Here is a 14,681-nt window from a genome sequence, read left to right as displayed (position 1 = left end):
TATCTAATGAGCAAGAATGTTATTTTATGAGAGTATAANACCCACTGGAGGTGTTATAGAAGAAATTTTTGTCTCGGGAAACCTATATTACACACAGAGGAGTAAGGAGAGGGGGACACGTATTTATATAAGAATTAAATTACCCCCTAAATTAAAGAGTATAATTTTAGCGGTTGTAATGGGGGTAAATATTTTAGAAATGTTTTATGAACACACCCGTTTCATTTGAGAGCCCAAATAGAAAGAAACAAGTTTTTAAATTGTGGAATAGGTTTTAGGAGGGGATACATAAAACCTGATCCCTTGAGGGGATTCCCCTTTTTAAAAGGCCTTTATAATTGATTTTTTGGGGAGGGGGAAGGGTAAAGTCATATAAAGCTAACCAGGAAAAATTTAAATTGGTTCAGGCTTTCGTTTAACCAATTTTTCCATAGGGGGTAGAGGGCAAGGTTTTTCGAGGATTGGCTTGGAGTCATTTTCGTTTAAAAAAGGTCTTTGGTTTCCTAGATTTTTAATAAATCTATTATCATTTGTAACACGGGTAATCGTGATATAAATGATATTAGGTTAACCTAGTAATCTCTACTAAACTATTAAATACAGGGAAAATTCATTTATTTTGTAGAGACATTTCATGAAACTTCTCTACAGTAGGTTTAAAAAAGTTATTAACCTTGTTTCTTATTCTTCTTAGCTAATTTGCGCTTAAAAGATGCACCAAAAGCAACGGCAGTTCCTGCACCTAAAATAGTTAAAGGTTCGGGGACAGTTCGGCCAGTGGTAAATAGATAAGCTGAACCACTATCAGTTCCATTATCGTCATCCAAGTAACTAGCTACTAAAGCGGTATTGCCAGACAATGACACAGAAAATCCAAATTGATCACCTGCTGCGCCATCAAGGGGGGTTAACTTTTGTAGCAAATTCCCCGTAGTAACATCAAACAGATAAGCTGAACCACTATTACTTCCATTATCGTCATCCAAGCGACTACCTACTAAAGCCATATTGCCAGACAATGACACAGAAAATCCAAATCGATCATCTGCTGCGCCATCAGATGCCTTTAACTTTTGCAGTAAATTCCCCGTAGTCACATCAAACAAATAAGCTGAACCACTATTAGTTCCATTATCGTCATCCCAATAAGCACCCACTAAAGCCATATTGCCAGACAATGACACAGATCGTCCAAATCGATCAAATTCTGCGCCATCGGGGGCGGTTAACTTTTGCAGCAAATTCCCCGTAGTGACATCAAACAGATAAGCTGAACCACTTCCATTATCTTCACCCCCGAAACTACCCACTAAAGCGGTATTGCCAGACAATGACACAGAAGTTCCAAATCGATCAAATTCTGCGCCATCAGGGGGTGTGAACTTTTGCAGGAAATTCCCTGTAGTGACATCAAATAGATAAGCTGAACCACTATTAGTTCCATTATCGTCATCCAAGAAACTACCCACTAAAGCCCTATTGCCAGACAATGACACAGAAATTCCAAATCGATCATCTGCTGCGCCATCAGGGGCCAGTAACTTTTGCAGTAAGTTACCTGTGGTGACATCAAATAGATAAGCTGAACCACTATTAGTTCCATTATCGTTATCCAAGCGACTACCTACTAAAGCCCTATTGCCAGACAATGACACAGAAATTCCAAATTGATCACCTGCTGCGCCATCAGGGGGGGTTAACTTTTGCAGGAAATTTCCCGTAGTGACATCAAAGATATAAGCTGAACCACTATTATTTCCATTATCGTCATCAAAGCGACTACCTACTAAAGCCCTATTGCCAGACAATGACACAGACAATCCAAATTGATCATCTGCTGCGCCATCAGAGGCCAGTAACTTTTTATCGAAGTCAAAGGCAGAAACCGAATGACTTCCTACTAAACCTAACCCCAAGGATAAACCTAGTATAGAAGTAGTGAGGGATTGAACATATAAATTATGCTTTCCCATACCTCGAAAAGTCATAAATTTTGCTAAACTAAACATGAGATTAAATAGAAATACTAAATTTTATTACCTTTATATCAAAAATTTTTACGAAAGACTTTAACGTTTATTTATGATTTTGTGTAGGGGTCAACGGCCGTTGACCCCTACAGGTTAATTGGTTATAGTTCAGGTTCAATACCAGCAGCCCTTAATTGTGCAGCTAAACGTTCAGCTTTCTGTCTTTCAACTTCAGCTTTCTGTCTTTCAACTTCAGCTTTTTGACGTTCCTCAATGGCTAATTCTGAACCCCAGAGTAACAATTCTCCGGCTTCATTCCACCAGCGTAACCAATAGCCTTTACGTTGTTCTCTAGTGCCTTCCCAAAGCCCTAAATAAAGCTGTAATTGAGGAATCCAATAACGTCCATTATCATCACTAGATTGTATTTTATATCCCGCAGATTCATCAAGTTGATAATGTTCAATTAATCCACTGTAGGGTTCAAAAATAATATAGTGAGGAACCTTGAGAATTTTCTCGTAAAAGAACCATTTTCCGGGGGGATAAGTGGGTTTAATGGAATATTCGTGACCATTGGTATCTGAAAGAAATTCCATCACAATAATAGGGGGTTCCCCTTGAAGTTGGGGGGTGTAGCTGCGCTCAATTTCCTCTTTATGCACACGAATATGAGGGATATAAGCCCAGTCGGGGGCTTTTACGACAATTTTGCCATTTACCGTAGCGCAAATGCCGTAATTGGTGGTTGTGACGGCAGTATCGGAAAGTTGACCAGCAACTTCTAAACTATCGGTTAAGGCCGCTGCTAAAGCAGGTTGATGAATATTGTCTACGGGATCATCAGGTAAGATAAAATCGTCGGGTAATTTTTCCCATTTAACGTCATAGGATGCACTGGTAACAGAAGTCATGTTACTTAGAAAATTTGTTTAGTTTTTTTATACTACACCAAAAGTTTATCCAACTGATAAACTTTTAAACCCTAATGCTGTTCTTAAAAAGGTTTCTAGATCATGATCCATGATGAGGATTAATGAAACGGAAAGACAAAGAAATTGATCGTATTTTCTAGTTTTCATTCAGGGATTTTTAGTGTTAAAATAAATTCTTGAGTTATCAATAAAAAAATTACAAAAATATTAAGCCATGATAGACGGAAAGAATGTTTTAGGAACCGATTTACAACTGTGTTGTAGTAACCCCATGACTGGTTATTATCGCGATGGTTATTGTCGTACAGGAGGGCAAGATTTTGGGGTTCATGTAGTATGCGCTCAAATGACGGCCGAATTTTTAACCTTCACAAAACAGCAAGGAAACGATCTCAGTACCCCCATTCCTGCTTATGATTTTCCTGGGCTAAAACCAGGCGATCGCTGGTGTTTATGTGCCTCTCGTTGGCAAGAAGCAAAAGAGGCCGGGGTGGCACCTCCAGTCATTTTAGACGCAACTCATATTAGAGCATTAGAAGTGGTTTCTTTGGATGAATTAAAACAGTATGCTTTATGATTTATTACTAGATAATTAACCAAAAAGCCAGACCAAAGAAAGGGATAAATCTTAATGGACGTTGTGGACTATTACTAGGAATAATAGAACTCATTAAGACGATTTGAAAAATTGCAAATAAGAAGATATCCACTGCAAATGCAATGACCACCCGACTGCTGTTTAATTGTGTCATAAAATAGGCTATTTTTTGATTGACATCACCAAATTCTGGCCGTCCGATAAATAACCAAGAAATAGCAGTCACCCCAACAATTAACCCCATCCAGCCAAAAATACGTTCTAAGATTCCCTTTTTTGGTTCTTCTTTTGTCTCTAAAATTGGTTGTTTAAATCGAAAAGCCATATAAGGTAAAAGAAAAACATTAGTTAGAAACATAGCCACACTCCAAAGGGCAAGTTTTGGAAAATCTCTTACTCGTTTATCTGCTAATAATAAAGGAAGAAACATAAAGATCCAAGCTTCAGCAAAATTAAACTGTGCTTCGATCGCAGGATGAACCACAGGAGATTCCATCGAGGAAATTCCTAAACTATTGAGAATGGGCAAAATAAAGAAAAAATTAAGGGATTCATTGAGAACTTCTGTGATAGTTTCTGGTTGTATTGCCCAAAACGGTTCACCAGGTAAAATAAAATTAGGAGAGGAACAGAGTAAAACATAAATATAAGTTCCGGCCAGAAACCAAAGAATTTTTGATAAGATTAGTTGGGTTTTGGGGGGGTTAGAATCCTTTGCCAAAAAGATTCTAACTAGAGGAGTAACTAAACGAATTATCAAAAAAGATAGTTTTCCTGGTTTCAGGGGAGGTTCCACAATATCTCTAGCAAAAATAAGTTTTCCTGTGGTTTCTGAGATACGATAAAAACTAACCCCTCTCCCATTGGGTAGAGGAATATCATCTAATTCAACGTGCCATAAAATGCCCACTTTTAAAGGATCTTCTGTGGTAATTTCATCGATAATAAATTTGAGATCATCGGGAACATTATCACAAGATTCTTGAAAGAGAGTTTTAACTGCTTCTTTCCCTTGAAATGGCTGAGAAAAGTTCATATCTTCGTAAAGACAATCATCATCAACCCATTGTATTGCTTGCTCAATATCTCGGTTATTAATAGCTTGATAAATGGATTCAATAATCTCTTTTGCTGTTTTCTGGATCATAAAAATTACTATCTACTAACGATAAAAAACCGGTCTCTTGAAAGAAACCGGAAAATTTAAACATTTAATCAAAAACTTATAAAGAAAGTCCCAATTTTAATCCTAAAATACCATGAGCGATGAACACAATGGCAACCACAGCCCCTAAATAGGCATGAAAAGCACGATAAGCTTCTTTTTTCTCACCACCAAAACCAATAAAAGGAGTAATGGCACTAACAGCCATTAAACCAAGTGCGCCGGTACCTGTCCAAAAATGACCACTACTCAAAAGATCATGGTTTTGCATCACCAAAGATAACACCCCTCCGGTGTATCCTAAAGCTACGAACAGAAAAACCCAAGGAGCTAACTGAGTGTGAGACGCACGAGTTTTTGATACCACTTCGGGATCGGTGGCGAAACGACTACGCCAACCCATATAAGCAGTCACACTACCCATTACTAATACGACAATGCCCATCATCACTGGGTGTCCCCAATGAACAATGGGTTCTGGTACACCTAAACCATTGAACCAGGCGGCCAGAGGTTCTAAAATACTTGCAAGTTTGTCTCCCATATTTTTAATGCCTTAGCATAATTTTTTTACAGCAACCATTATAATTATATTAAAGATTTGACTAAGAATTATATTTTTTGGCAACTTCTCTTAATATTTTTTTAAGTAAGTTGTTTGTTTTCCATAAATGCAACGAATTGTTGCACTAACTTGACATTGCGCCACCCTTTCTCTGCTTCTTCTGTAATAATATTTAGGGCTTCTTGATTGCTATAAGGTTGTTTATAGGGCCTGTGACTGGTTAAAGCTTCGTAAATATCTAAAATTTGGAAAATTTGTGCTAATTTGGGTATACTTTCCCCGATTAAACCATCAGGATAACCACTACCATCCCAACCTTCATGATGATGACGAATAATTTGGGCAATCCCCCGACGGTTTTGCATCGGTTTACAAATTTCTTCCCCAATTAAAACATGATTTTTGATTAATTCTCGTTCTTCTTCGTTTAATTTTCCTTGTTTCATCATCACAGCATCAGGAATAGCTACTGTGCCGATCTCATGGAGATGAGATGCTAAAATGAGATCACTAATTTCTACGGGACTTAAGTTTAAGTATTCTCCGAATCCCTGGGCGAGTTTATCGAATCTAATTCCAGATTTTCCTTCGGGTAAGTAGCGTTTTTCAAGTGCCTGAGAAATCAAGAATAAGACTTTTTGCATCTGTTCCAGCCATTCAGAAAGTCTTTTCCGTTGGATTAATAATTCTACTTCTGGCAGTAAGATCATACTTTCTAGGGGTTTACTCATGAAAGCATCAGCCATTACTTCTTGACTTTTGATACGGGATTTATTATCGTCTGCGACACTCATTAAAATAATAGGAATTGAACGAGTATCTGGATTTTGTTTTAATTCTTGACAGATATCAAAGCCGTTATAATTAGGCATTTTAAGATCCATCAAAATGAGATCGGGAGAGGCTGTTATTATTGTAGTAAAAATATCAGAAATCCCATCATGTTCAATGACATCATAACCGTTAGCACTTAACAGATCCACTGCCATGACACGACTTAAGGGGCGATCATCGATCACTAAGATTTTTGCAGCTTCAGAACTTCCAAAAATATCCACGTTTGTTAAACTTACCTTTCCATTGCCTAATTACACCAAATAGATAGCACAAAGCTATTTTTTTTCCAGAATACCAGCTATAATTTGCCCTAAAGCAATTCCTCCATCGTTAGGAGGTATATTATGGTGCCAAAAAGGGGTCAACTTTTCTTGTTTTAAGCGGAAAATTGTTCTTTCGCTTAGGTATTTATTCTGAAAACACCCCCCAGTTAAGATAATATTTTTTTGTTGACTTTTTTGGGCAATATCAATAATAATTTCAACTAAAGTATTATGAAATTTAGCTGCTATTTCTTGATGAGATGTTTTTTGTAAGATATCTTCTATAATACTTTCTATAATTAATTGCCAATCAATTACGAAAGGATAGGTTAAACCTGTAATTTGATAGGGGTAAATTTCGTCTGTTTTCAAGTCATTAATTGCGTATTCTAAGGCCATTGCACCTTGTCCTTCAAAACTGATGTTTTCACAGATTCCTATCATAGCTGCTACTGCATCAAATAATCTCCCGACACTAGAAGTTAGGGGAGTATTGAGGTTACGGGCTAACATTTGTTTAATTAGGTTTAATTCTTTGCTTGATACAGTTTCTAAGAAAGGTAATTTTAGAGAATTATTATCTCCTAATACTTCAAATAAAATAGATATGGCAATTCTTCTGGGATCTTTTACTGCTTGATCTCCTCCTGGTAATTTGAAGGTACGAAAATGAGCTATTCTTTCGTATTGATTATTATCAACCAATAAAAATTCTCCCCCCCAAATTGTGTTATCATTACCGTACCCTGTTCCGTCCCAAGTAATTCCTAAAACAGGAGCATCTAAGTTACAATTTGTGTTTAATAATGGGGTATTAGCCAAACAAGAAAGAAGATGAGCATAATGGTGTTGAACCGTAATGACGGGTAAATTTTGAGATTTTGCATATTGACTGGATACATAGTCAGGATGAGCATCACAAACTATTATCTCTGGTTCAAAATCGTATAATCCTTTTAAACTTTCCATTACTTGATTAAAAGATTTTAATGCTTCTGCTGTGCTTAAATCTCCAATATGTTGACTAATAAAAACTTGATTATTTTTGAGAATAGCTACAGTATTTTTTAAATGTCCCCCTACGGCTAAGATATTAGGATAATTATTATCTTTTTGTTGAGTATTAATTGTAATAGGAAATGGTGCGTATCCTCGCGCACGACGAATAATCATTTCTCTTCCTGCTATAACTCTAACCACAGAATCATCTACAGGACGGAGAATAGGACGATTATGAACTAAAAATAAATCTGCGATATTTTCTAATCTTTTTAAAGCTTCTTTTTCATCAATACAAATTGGTTCACTAGCAATATTGCCACTGGTTGCCACCAGAGGAAAATCAATTTTATGGAGTAGTAAATGATGTAATGGGCTAGAAGGTAACATGACCCCTAAATAGGGATTATTAGGGGCAATATTAGGGCTTAAATCATCTAATGGTGTCTTACTTTTCCTTTTTAAGAGAACAATGGGTGCTTGAGGTGAGGATAATAGTTGTGCTTCTATGTCATTAACTTCACAATAACTTTTAATTTTTTCGAGGGAAGAATTCATTAAAGCAAAAGGTTTATGAGGGCGATGTTTACGCTTTCTTAATTGTTGAACTGATTCCCTATTTTTAGCATTAACAATTAACTGAAATCCTCCTAAACCTTTTAAAGCAATAATTTGACCTTTTTTTAAAGCATTAATACTTAAATTGAGTGCATCATTATCATTACCTAATATCTCTCCTTTTTTATCCCATAATTGTAACCTTGGCCCACAAACAGGACAAGCATTTGGTTGGGCATGAAAACGCCGATCCAGAGGATTTTCATATTCTGCTTGACAAGATTCACACATAGTAAAATTTTTCATAGTTGTGTGAGGGCGATCGTAGGGTAATTCCTCAATAATTGTGTAACGGGGTCCACAATTAGTACAATTAGTAAACGGATACAAATATCGTCTATTATGGGGGTCAAAAATTTCTTGTAAACAATCAGGACAAGTAGCTAAATCTGGTAAAACAATAGCTGTTTTTTCCCCACCACTACTATGACGAATTTCAAAATTAGTATAGTTAACTGGTTCTAACCAGGTGGTTTCTAGGCTATTAATTTGGGATATAGGAGGTTTTTCTTTGTCAATTCTGGATAAAAACTTTTTTAAATTTGTTTCACTGCCTTCTACCTCAATAAATACCCCTGCTGCTGAATTATTGACCCATCCTTTCAAATTTAATTCTCTTGCCAGACGATAAATAAAAGGACGAAAACCTACTCCTTGAACTGCTCCTTGAATAATAATTTTTAGTCGATTGAATTGATTCATATTATTAATAATGGACAATGGAGAATGAATAATGGATAATGAGTTAAACTTGTACTGAATCTAGTTAGGTATATGAACTTAACTCAAAAAGTCCCTTCTCTTGGTAAAATAGTAAGTCATATAAGTTGATCAAGAGAAGTTAAGGCTTCCGTGCATTGGTCTATTTTGGTGCAATGAGAGTCACCCTTTCCAAAGATAGAACTCTCTGTTTGCCCTTAAAGCGTACTTCTAAAGTAAGACATTAAAAGTTTCTAGGGGAAAGAGTTAATCAGCTTAACCCTAGATATTTACCAGTAAGACTGGGGTGTGAAGTTTAAACCAAAGCATTACTCATCAACTAATTCGGTGTTTATCTTCCTATCTTCAGATCACTCAGACTCACTCACATTTAGCAAGGACTATTGATAGATGGAATTTTCAATCGCTACATTATTATCCCACTTCAGTGATAACAAATTGGTGGCGGCCAAACTCCTAGAAAGAAAATTGGGATGTGAAGACGAGGAAAACGTCGAAAAATTGCAGATCATCCTAGACGCATTGGAATTAATTGGCATTTTAGAAAAAGAACGCGGTAAATATCGCCGAGTTCAAGAAGATGACTTGGTAGAAGCCAAGTTACGCTGTTCGAGTAAGGGGTTTTGCTTCGCTATTCAAGACGAAGAAGACGCAGAAGACATCTATGTTCGAGAACTCCATCTCAGTAATGCTTGGAACGGCGATCGCGTCTTGGTCAAAGTTATCAAAGAAGGAACCCGTCGCCGTTCCCCAGAAGGGGAGGTTAAACTGATTTTAGAACGTGCTAACCCCTCGTTATTGGCCCAAGTAAAAAAAGAAGAACAAGAATATCAGGCCAGCCCCCTGGACGATCGCTTACTTTTTGAATTGGTTCTCGATCAAAATGGCGATAATTTAGAAAATGCCGTGGACCATCTGGTTCATGTTTCTGTGGTTCGTTATCCCATTGGGGAACATCCTCCGGTGGGACAAGTTACCCGCATTTTGGGCAGCGATGCTGAGGCGGCCGCTGATACTGATATCGTCTGTTGTAAACACGATCTTTCCCAAAGGTTCAACGAGGAAATAGAAAAAACAGCCTCAGAACTACCCATGACCTTCGATCCCCAAAGCGGTGAAAAACGGGCTGACTGGCGAGATGTTCTCACGTTTACCTTCACGGAAGATACTCAACGGGACTCTCTCTCCTTTATTGAAACCGCCTTTACCCTGGAAAGAACAGAAGAGAATGACTGGCAGTTTGCTGTCCATATAAGCGATATTGCCCACTATATTCAAGCCGAGTCTTTACTGGATAAAATTGCCAGAAAACGGGGAACGACGGTTTATTTAGGGGAAAAAGTTCTCTCGATGTTACCGGAAATGGTGACAAAATGTTATTCCCTCAAACCAGATCAAGACTTTCTAACCATCTCGGTGATCATGACCTTTGATAAAAATGGTCAACTGCTAGAATATACCATCGAACCGACGGTTATTAAGGTGGATCATCAACTCACCTATCCCGAAGTCCAGTCTATCTTAGGGAGTTTAGATCAAGTTCCCAAAAAGCAACAACCTCTGGCCGATAAACTAAAAGACCTATTTTTTACCCTTAGTCCCCTGGTTAAAGCTCAAAGGTTACAGAGAGGTGGTTTTGAACTACAACTAGAACCGCGATCGCCCTATCAAGATGAGGGAAGGGTAGGCACTTTGATCGCCTCTTCTAGGACTCCCATTCGTTCTTTGTTGACGGAGTTGGTTGTCTTAGCTAATAAGTCTGTAGCTAACCACCTACGAGCTTTAGGAGTACCAGGTATTTATTGTACCCAACCGGAACCAGACTGGGAAGAGTTAGAAGACTTACTAAAATTAGCGCAAAATTTAGGGTTAGAAGTCTCTTTGGAATCAGAGGAAGAAATTACTCCCCAAGATTACTATAATTTAACCCAAATGTTAGGCAAATCCCCCCATGTTCATGTTCTCAATTATTTACTCCATGAAACCTTAAAATCCTCTAAATATAACAGTCACCCAGGATCTCATTTTGGACTCGCTTACGATGATTGTTATACCCATTGTGTTTCTCCAGGAAAACGCTACGTTGATTTATTAATCCAACGGGTCCTAAAGTTAGTGTTTAGTGAGGGACGCGATCGCCGTACCAAACAAACTAAAACAGGGGTAAATCTCTTTAGTAGTAGCTGTCATGGCAACATTAACTGGAACGTTTTACCCCCCAATAGACAAGAGGAGTTAGAAGAGACATTTCACTTCTTAGTCACCTATCTTAATGACCGAGAAAAAACTGCTGAAGAAGCCGAAAAAGACCTCGAAGGACTGCAAAAAGCGGAGAAAATGAAGGAACGCACTGGCAAAGTTTTTAAAGGGTTAATTACAGGGGTTCAATCTTACGGTTTCTTTGTAGAAATTGAGGATTTATTAGTGGAAGGATTAGTCCATGTTAGTTCTCTAAAAGATGACTGGTATGAGTATCGTTCCCGTCATGGTTGTTTGGTGGGGCGTAAAAATCATATTGCTTATCGTTTAGGAGATGAGGTAGAAGTCGAGGTCAAAAGTGTTGATTATTATCGACAACAAATTGATCTCGTAACCGTAGGTGGCGGGAGTACCATTAATAATGGTAACTAAACAAAATGAGTAACTCATCTTAAAAGTAAATCTAGGGTTTAGCCATGCTAAACCCAGTTACCCATAATTAAATATAGCTTAACTATTTAGTTAATTATTCAGCTTTCAAGGATAAACTCACAATGAATCATCAAAAAAAAGTAACTACAGATATCCCTAAAATGGTACAGTTAAAACGGTTATTTTTACCTCTTATTATCGGTATATTACTGTGTTTAACAGGATGCGTTCGTTATGATGTTGGAATTAATTTCTATGAACAACATAATGGAGAGATCGTTCAACATATTCGTCTGGCCCAACAGTTAACCAGTTTGAGTAAAACCGAGGTCAAACAGTGGTTGAGTAGTTTAGAAAGTCGTGCAAAGTCATTACAAGGAAAGGCAAAAAAAATCTCTGATGAAGAAATTATTGTCACTATTCCTTTTAGTAATGGAAAAGAGTTAACCGATAAGTTTAATCATTTTTTTAATCCTAATTATTCTAAAATAACCTCTGGTCTAAAAGTAGAAAATCCTGAATTAGTACAACTTAAAGCAGAGATGAAGATAAAGCAAAATAACTGGATATTTTTTGAGCGCAATAAGCTGAATATTGACGTTGATCTCAGGGCTTTGGGGGTACTGTCTAACCAAGGGAATATTATTGTTAGTCCAGGATCTTTAGTGAATTTAGAGTTTGTTTTAAATGCCCCTTGGCGAGTTGAAAATTTTGCTGAAAACAGTAACTTGAATAGTGAATCAGATCCCGAAAATACTCAAGTTACTTGGCAACTAGAACTGGGTCAAATTAATCACATTGAAACATCATTTTGGGTTCCTAGTTATTTAGGGATCGGAACCGTCATAATTATTCTGATTGTCTTATTAGGATTCTACGCTAAACACCGACATTTTCCAGGAGTACAAAAGGCGGCGTGAACTACCCCAACTAATTGCAAGCAATATAGTTGGGGCTTCCAATCTCCGAAGTGAATTGCGTCTAAGAGGCAAGAAATCTTACCTCCTAGCCGTCTTACATTCCCGACCTTGGCAGTATCGCTAGTTCCTAACGACAATATCCGTAAGGCTTCATTTCTAATATTTATTGAGGCGTTTATGTCACGGTCGTGGTTTGTATGGCAATGCTCACAAGTCCAGTTTCTAACATCAAGAGGTAAGCTATCTACTTGATTTAGACAAACATGACAAGTTTTAGAACTAGGAAAAAATCTATCAACTTCAATGTAAGTTTTCCCTTCGTTTTCTGCTTTGTATTTAAGCATTGTACAGAACATTCCCCACCCACAATCACTGATAGCTTTGGCTAAGTTGTGGTTTTTATAAGTTTAATCTGATTTTTCACTCTTCTTTACATTTGACAACAAAGCTTAATATAAATTAACATCAAGATTAAATAAGTTGACGAAATGTAGCCATATCAGGACATCCACATATCATTTAATTGCTCTTTACCAAGTTTTTTAATAAAGATTTAAGATTTTGTGACATTAGCCCCTGGACAAACAAAAAGAAATTATTGTAAAAGAGTAGCAAGTAAAACTAATCCCACTGTGAGGTTAGTTGGGCTGTATTAATTGGGAGATGGCCACCGTGTCTAATTTATTTCGTTCCCTACTCTTAAGTGTCTTACTCAGCTTCGTTACCCCGGTGTTATTTGTCGGGGCTGTTTTAGGAGCATTACTCACCGTCAGTTATATCCCAGGAATTGCCTTATTGGGTGAAATGGGACAAGAACTGGTTTTATCGTTTCTTTCCACCTTTGGGGAAGGATATCCCCTACAAGGGGTGTTAACCATTGGGATAACCTGTGGTATGGTAGGCGGTTTATTCGATGTTTTTAATTTTTGTTTATACCAGGATATTCGTAGTCATTGATCTGCTTCATGAAACCTAGACAAACCTGGACAGACTTGTTGTTCAATTCCTGCTTCAACCAAGGGAGACGACTCCTTCTTGTCCACAGGCTTCCACCCTTCGACTCCGCTCCGGGTTTACCGATAAGCCATCGGCATTGTTTGTCCAACTTTCGAGATTAATAGACGCATTAAGATCCCTATCCATAACTTGACCACAATTTTGACAATGATCAACCCTTTCACATAAGAGCATATCTTGTATATTTCCACAAACTGAACAAGTTTTTGAACTAGGGAACCACCGATCTACTTTTTTTAGTAAAAAACCAAAACACTCTTGTTTATAACTCAACAACTCTCGAAAACGATATAATCCGCTCATTAGATAAGGCATCGGATGAAAAAAGAGGACAATGGTCATTGTCCCCGGAAGATTTTGATAATATTGGTTAAATTTCTCGAACAACAGGCTTATTATCAATAATCTCGCCCACCAATACCACATCAGTGACCCCAACAAATAAACCATTTTCTAGGACACCAGGAATGTTATTAATGGTTTTTTCTAAGGTAGCAGGGTCATCGATACTGTCAAACTTCACGTCAACCACCAAGTTGCCTTGATCCGTAACTACTGGGCCAGCTTTTTTAACTCCCATGCGTAAATCTGGTTTACCGCCCAATTGTTCCAACTTGCGCATCACAGGAACAACGGCTTTGGGAATCACTTCCACCGGCAAGAGGAAAGTTGAACCCAACTTATCCACCAGTTTACCGCCATCAACCACAACAATAAACTGTTCTGCTAAACTATCGACAATTTTTTCTTGGGTATGTGCTGCACCACCACCCTTAATTAAATTCTTCTGAGGATCAACCTCATCGGCTCCATCGATGGCTATATCGATGCGATCGACCACATCTAGGGTGCTTAAAGGAATATTATACTTTCTCGCCAAGACTTCTGCTTGAAACGAGGTGGTAACACCAATAATATTTTTTAAGTCTCCCGATTGTAATCGTTCACCGATATATTGTATGGCATAGGCAGTGGTTGAGCCTGTGCCTAAACCCACAATCGAATCTGACTTAACGCGGGCTGCGGCTGCTTTACCCACCTCTTGTTTCATCATGACAACCGGATCTGACATGGACGATTTCCTATAATAATCAATGGTGTCATTTTATACAGTTTTGAGACTTAAGAATAGGGGACAAGTTGGCCTTGAACACTCCACCAACGCTCATCAAAGATTATAGTTGGGGATTCTTTTTGCACGCCCGTGAAGGTGTTACCGAGAAAGGTGGTGTCCGCACCGGACCGCAAGACTTTTGCGTGGCTTACCCTCAGTAAAAGCAATCTTATCGATGTAGATGATTACTTATAGGCAAAAGGTCGTGTCTCCGAATCAAATTCTTTACCGTACCTAGTAAATATGCCCTACCTGGCATCATAACACGAGTTGTGCTTTTTGCGCAGTCCCCATCTAAATCTTTGATTTTAGATGGGGACTGCGCAAAA

12 protein-coding genes and 1 pseudogene are annotated in these 14,681 nt (G+C 37.9%); 4 read left to right on the top strand and 9 right to left on the bottom strand.

From position 1 onward, the window contains the following. Positions 1-668: 668 nt before the first annotated feature. Together CWATDRAFT_RS22605 and CWATDRAFT_RS22600 are read right to left on the bottom strand one after the other, a co-directional pair. Complete coding sequence (locus CWATDRAFT_RS22605; RefSeq protein WP_007307185.1) at positions 669-2,009, bottom strand: PEP-CTERM sorting domain-containing protein; 1,341 nt, start codon at positions 2,007-2,009, stop codon at positions 669-671. A 122-nt stretch (positions 2,010-2,131) separates the two neighbouring features. After that, a complete protein-coding gene (locus CWATDRAFT_RS22600) occupies positions 2,132-2,884 on the bottom strand; it encodes a Uma2 family endonuclease (RefSeq protein WP_007307184.1) in 753 nt (250 codons plus the stop codon). Positions 2,885-3,119: 235 nt separating this feature from the next. On the opposite strand from CWATDRAFT_RS22600, the gene CWATDRAFT_RS22595 reads away from it, so the two are divergent. Continuing rightward, positions 3,120-3,482, top strand: a complete 363-nt coding sequence (locus CWATDRAFT_RS22595; protein ID WP_007307186.1) for a DUF2237 family protein — start codon at positions 3,120-3,122, stop codon at positions 3,480-3,482. A 7-nt stretch (positions 3,483-3,489) separates the two neighbouring features. On the opposite strand, the gene CWATDRAFT_RS22590 is transcribed toward CWATDRAFT_RS22595, so the two are convergent. The 4 genes from CWATDRAFT_RS22590 to hypF form a co-directional block, all read right to left on the bottom strand. After that, complete coding sequence (locus CWATDRAFT_RS22590) at positions 3,490-4,650, bottom strand: nuclear transport factor 2 family protein (RefSeq protein ID WP_007307183.1); 1,161 nt, start codon at positions 4,648-4,650, stop codon at positions 3,490-3,492. 76 nt (positions 4,651-4,726) lie between these two features. Further along, positions 4,727-5,212 (bottom strand): DUF4079 domain-containing protein, encoded by a 486-nt coding sequence (locus CWATDRAFT_RS22585; protein ID WP_007307182.1) that lies wholly within the window; start codon positions 5,210-5,212, stop codon positions 4,727-4,729. A 101-nt stretch (positions 5,213-5,313) separates the two neighbouring features. Next, on the bottom strand, positions 5,314-6,291 hold the full coding sequence (locus tag CWATDRAFT_RS22580; protein WP_007307181.1) for an HD domain-containing phosphohydrolase: 978 nt from the start codon (positions 6,289-6,291) through the stop codon (positions 5,314-5,316). Between the two features lie 54 nt (positions 6,292-6,345). Beyond that, positions 6,346-8,652: a carbamoyltransferase HypF gene (hypF, locus tag CWATDRAFT_RS22575; protein WP_007307180.1), complete on the bottom strand. Its 2,307-nt coding sequence runs from the start codon at positions 8,650-8,652 to the stop codon at positions 6,346-6,348. 408 nt (positions 8,653-9,060) lie between these two features. On the opposite strand from hypF, the gene CWATDRAFT_RS22570 reads away from it, so the two are divergent. After that, a complete protein-coding gene (locus tag CWATDRAFT_RS22570; RefSeq protein WP_007307187.1) occupies positions 9,061-11,301 on the top strand; it encodes a ribonuclease R family protein in 2,241 nt (746 codons plus the stop codon). Between the two features lie 122 nt (positions 11,302-11,423). Continuing rightward, positions 11,424-12,221, top strand: a complete 798-nt coding sequence (locus CWATDRAFT_RS22565; RefSeq protein WP_007307188.1) for a DUF3153 domain-containing protein — start codon at positions 11,424-11,426, stop codon at positions 12,219-12,221. Between the two features lie 10 nt (positions 12,222-12,231). On the opposite strand, the pseudogene CWATDRAFT_RS34395 reads toward CWATDRAFT_RS22565, so the two are convergent. Continuing rightward, positions 12,232-12,622: pseudogene (locus CWATDRAFT_RS34395) on the bottom strand (RNA-guided endonuclease InsQ/TnpB family protein); the annotation flags it as partial. Positions 12,623-12,884: 262 nt separating this feature from the next. Between CWATDRAFT_RS34395 and CWATDRAFT_RS22560 the strand changes: the two are divergent. Then, positions 12,885-13,178 (top strand): hypothetical protein, encoded by a 294-nt coding sequence (locus tag CWATDRAFT_RS22560; protein WP_007307189.1) that lies wholly within the window; start codon positions 12,885-12,887, stop codon positions 13,176-13,178. A 54-nt stretch (positions 13,179-13,232) separates the two neighbouring features. Here CWATDRAFT_RS22560 and CWATDRAFT_RS22555 read toward each other — a convergent pair whose 3' ends face one another. After that, on the bottom strand, positions 13,233-13,580 hold the full coding sequence (locus CWATDRAFT_RS22555; RefSeq protein ID WP_048315359.1) for a zinc ribbon domain-containing protein: 348 nt from the start codon (positions 13,578-13,580) through the stop codon (positions 13,233-13,235). A 28-nt stretch (positions 13,581-13,608) separates the two neighbouring features. Then, positions 13,609-14,310 (bottom strand): ribose-5-phosphate isomerase RpiA, encoded by a 702-nt coding sequence (rpiA, locus tag CWATDRAFT_RS22550; protein ID WP_007307179.1) that lies wholly within the window; start codon positions 14,308-14,310, stop codon positions 13,609-13,611. Positions 14,311-14,681 lie beyond the last annotated feature (371 nt).

Source organism: Crocosphaera watsonii WH 8501, from assembly GCF_000167195.1.
In the GTDB taxonomy this organism is placed as follows: Bacteria; Cyanobacteriota; Cyanobacteriia; order Cyanobacteriales; family Microcystaceae; genus Crocosphaera; species Crocosphaera watsonii.
The sequence above is the reverse complement of the archived record's forward strand: the minus strand, read 5'-3'. Positions and strand labels throughout refer to the sequence as shown.

Coding starts and splice junctions, on each gene's coding strand:
- CWATDRAFT_RS22605 (WP_007307185.1), bottom strand. CDS start 2,009: ATGTTTAGTTTAGCAAAATTTATGACTTTTCGAGGTATGGGAAAGCAT.
- CWATDRAFT_RS22600 (WP_007307184.1), bottom strand. CDS start 2,884: ATGACTTCTGTTACCAGTGCATCCTATGACGTTAAATGGGAAAAATTA.
- CWATDRAFT_RS22595 (WP_007307186.1), top strand. CDS start 3,120: ATGATAGACGGAAAGAATGTTTTAGGAACCGATTTACAACTGTGTTGT.
- CWATDRAFT_RS22590 (WP_007307183.1), bottom strand. CDS start 4,650: ATGATCCAGAAAACAGCAAAAGAGATTATTGAATCCATTTATCAAGCT.
- CWATDRAFT_RS22585 (WP_007307182.1), bottom strand. CDS start 5,212: ATGGGAGACAAACTTGCAAGTATTTTAGAACCTCTGGCCGCCTGGTTC.
- hypF (WP_007307180.1), bottom strand. CDS start 8,652: ATGAATCAATTCAATCGACTAAAAATTATTATTCAAGGAGCAGTTCAA.
- CWATDRAFT_RS22570 (WP_007307187.1), top strand. CDS start 9,061: ATGGAATTTTCAATCGCTACATTATTATCCCACTTCAGTGATAACAAA.
- CWATDRAFT_RS22565 (WP_007307188.1), top strand. CDS start 11,424: ATGAATCATCAAAAAAAAGTAACTACAGATATCCCTAAAATGGTACAG.
- CWATDRAFT_RS22560 (WP_007307189.1), top strand. CDS start 12,885: ATGGCCACCGTGTCTAATTTATTTCGTTCCCTACTCTTAAGTGTCTTA.
- CWATDRAFT_RS22555 (WP_048315359.1), bottom strand. CDS start 13,580: ATGACCATTGTCCTCTTTTTTCATCCGATGCCTTATCTAATGAGCGGA.
- rpiA (WP_007307179.1), bottom strand. CDS start 14,310: ATGTCAGATCCGGTTGTCATGATGAAACAAGAGGTGGGTAAAGCAGCC.